Origin of the sequence: Mycobacterium sp., from assembly GCF_036273375.1 — a bacterium.
Lineage (GTDB): Bacteria > Actinomycetota > Actinomycetes > Mycobacteriales > Mycobacteriaceae > Mycobacterium.
On record NZ_DASUHS010000188.1, the window covers coordinates 1 to 2,894 of the forward strand.

The window sequence follows — 2,894 nt, forward strand, 5'->3', positions numbered from 1 at the left end:
AAATGGCGATGACGATGACGCGAGGTTTCCACCGCCGCGGAGGGGAACCAGCGTAAAAGATCTTCATCAACGGTCTTGACTATTGATCATGAGATTTGGGTAAGAGGGCCTTGCGGGGGTCCGGCCCCGGGTCGGTCGAGAGCGTGACGCCGAAGCCTGTCCGGGAACAGGCGACGTCAAGGAGGATGACCGATGGCACGACGATGGTTCGGGATCGCACTCGCCGCCGTGCTGCCCGCGGTTGCACTGTCCGGGGGTACGGCAGTCGCAGCACCAGACCCATCTGCCGGGGTCTCGGTGGTGGTCACCGACCTCGGCGCCCAGAAATACCTGGCCCCGCAGCCGGGCATGTCGTGGCAGCGCGGTTCGGCGCCGGCCGGACCGACGATCACCGTCGACACGACACGCCGGTATCAGGAGATCACCGGCTTCGGGGCGTCCTTCACCGACTCGTCGGCTTGGCTCATCGGCACCAAACTCGACGCGAGCCAGCGCGACGCGGTGATGCGTGACCTGTTCAGCGATCAGGGCATCGGGCTCAGTTTCCTGCGCCAGCCGATGGGCGCCAGCGACTTTGCGGTGAAGGGCAACTACTCCTACGACGACATGCCGCCGGGCAAGACCGACCCCACCCTGGCGCATTTCTCCGTCGACCACGACCGGGCATACATCATCCCACTGCTGCTGCAGGCACGGCGGATCAACCCACACCTCATCGTGATGGCGACGCCGTGGAGCCCTCCGGGGTGGATGAAGACCAGCGACTCGATGATCGGCGGCACCCTGCGCTCGGAGGCGTACCAGCCGCTCGCCGACTACTTCGCCAAGTTCATCGAGGACTACGCGGCGGCTGGCGTACCGATCCGCTACATCACGCCGCAGAACGAGCCGCTGTTCATACCGGGCGGATATCCGGGCATGTTTCTCAGCGCGACACAGGCGGATGACCTGATCAAGAACCACCTCGGCCCCACGCTGCGCGCCCACCAGCTGCCGACCGGGATCCTGGCGTACGACCACAATTGGGACGCCATCAGCTACCCGGAGACCATGTACGCCGACCCCGACGCGGCCGGCTACGTCGCCGGTACCGCCTGGCACTGCTACGGCGGCGACGTGATCACGCAGGCGGTGTCGCACAACAACTACCCCAACAAGCCGGCCTTCCACACGGAGTGCTCGGGCGGTGAATGGGAGGGCGACGCCCAGGCGGGCTTCGCCGCCGCGCTGGGCCTGGTCATCGACACCACCCGCACCTGGGCCAAGGGGACCATCCGCTGGAACATGGCGCTGGACGAGAACAACGGGCCGACCAACGGCGGCTGCGGCACCTGCCGCGGCGTGGTGACGGTCACCAAGGGCGCGAACGGCAAATGGACGTACAGCAAGACGGTCGACTACTGGGGCCTCGGCCAGGTGAGCAAGTACGTGCACCCGGGCGCTCGGCGCGTCGCGTCCAACTCCTTCGGCAACGGCGACGTGAAGGATGTCGCGTTCGTCAACCCCGACGGAGGGAACGTGCTGGTCGCCTTCAACACCGGAACAAGCCCCCGAACCTTCGGAGTGCAGTGGGGTAACCGCTGGCTGCGGTACACCCTCGCGGGCGGCGCCGCGGCCACGTTCACCTGGACGGGAACCCCGCTGGGCAGCACCGACCCGGCCGCGATCGGATCGGTGGACGTACCGTTCACCAACCCGGACGGCAGCCAGGCGCTGATCACGTTCGACGCCAGCATGCTGGCCGGGGTGGCCCAGGTCCGGGTCGGCAACCAGTGGCTCGGCTACACCCTGCCGACCGGCGCGTCGCTGTCCCCGAGCACCACCGAGGTACAGCTGCCTCGTACCGGGTGGACGGTGTCGGCGTCGGCGAGCAGCCCGGACGACCCGGTCGGCAACGCGATCGACGGGAACCCGGGGACCCGCTGGAGCACCGGCCACGGCCAGCAGCCGGGTGACTGGTTCCAGGTCGACCTCGGCTCGCGGCAGACGTTCGACCGGATCGTGCTGGACACCACCGGAAGCCCCGGCGACGGCGTGGTCCGGTATGAGGTGCAGATCTCCGACGACGGGACGACGTGGAGCGCGCCGATCGCCACCGGGCCGGGCTCGACGGTGACGACCATCCAGGTCCCGCCGGCCACCGGCCGCTTCATCCGGGTGACCGACCAGGGCAGTTCCGGCAGCTGGTGGTCGATTCACGAGCTGACGGCGCAGGCGCCCGGCGAGCCGGCCCCCGCCGCCGGGCAGAGCGGCGATGTGCAGCGCCGCACAGCGCAGCTGCCCGATGGCACCCAGTTGAACGTCGTGTACAACTCAGGGAAGCAGCTGGCGACGTTCGACGTCATCTGGGGTTCTGCGACCTATACGTACCGGTTGCCGGCCGGCGCGGCCGCGATCTTCACAACCCGTGCGGCGGCATAGCGGGAGGATGAACCGGACATATTATCCCCGGTGCATGGTTCGCCGCGGATTCGCCGCCACTTGCGGGCGACCTGCAGCAGTGCCGTCCCGCACCACGTCCTCGGCGTGGCCACGATCGCCGGTGAGCAGGCATGCCGTGCGCAGCAGCCCGGGCGAAGAGTCGCGCACGAACTCGTCGAAATCGCTGCCCAAGTCCACGCCGTTAGGACACCGTCTCGAATGAAAAGGTTTGGCCGCACGGGCATCCTAGGCCCGGGCGAACCGAGCATTCATCGGCAGTTCCGTGCATGTCGGCGCATGAACCGCCGCGTCGACAGCCCCCATAACGACGACTGCGGACCTGATCAACACCAAGAAGGCAGGCGCGTAATCGGCGATCGCGAAGCGGACGGGCGCGACAAGGAGGCGCGCGCATCGCCGTCGATCGGACGCGGCAACGGATCGTTGAGCCGGCGCGCGTTATCGGCTCAGAA

Annotated in this window: 2 protein-coding genes; one reads left to right on the top strand and one right to left on the bottom strand. The window is 67.9% G+C overall.

The features are described from left to right. Nucleotides 1-192 precede the first annotated feature (192 nt). Nucleotides 193-2,421, top strand: coding sequence for a discoidin domain-containing protein (locus VFW69_RS17305; RefSeq protein ID WP_526502809.1), 2,229 nt, complete (start codon nt 193-195; stop codon nt 2,419-2,421). Nucleotides 2,422-2,442: 21 nt separating this feature from the next. Here the strand turns inward: VFW69_RS17305 and VFW69_RS17310 are convergent, their stop codons facing one another. Beyond that, on the bottom strand, nt 2,443-2,619 hold the full coding sequence (locus tag VFW69_RS17310; RefSeq protein ID WP_526502811.1) for a hypothetical protein: 177 nt from the start codon (nt 2,617-2,619) through the stop codon (nt 2,443-2,445). Nucleotides 2,620-2,894: the final 275 nt, after the last annotated feature.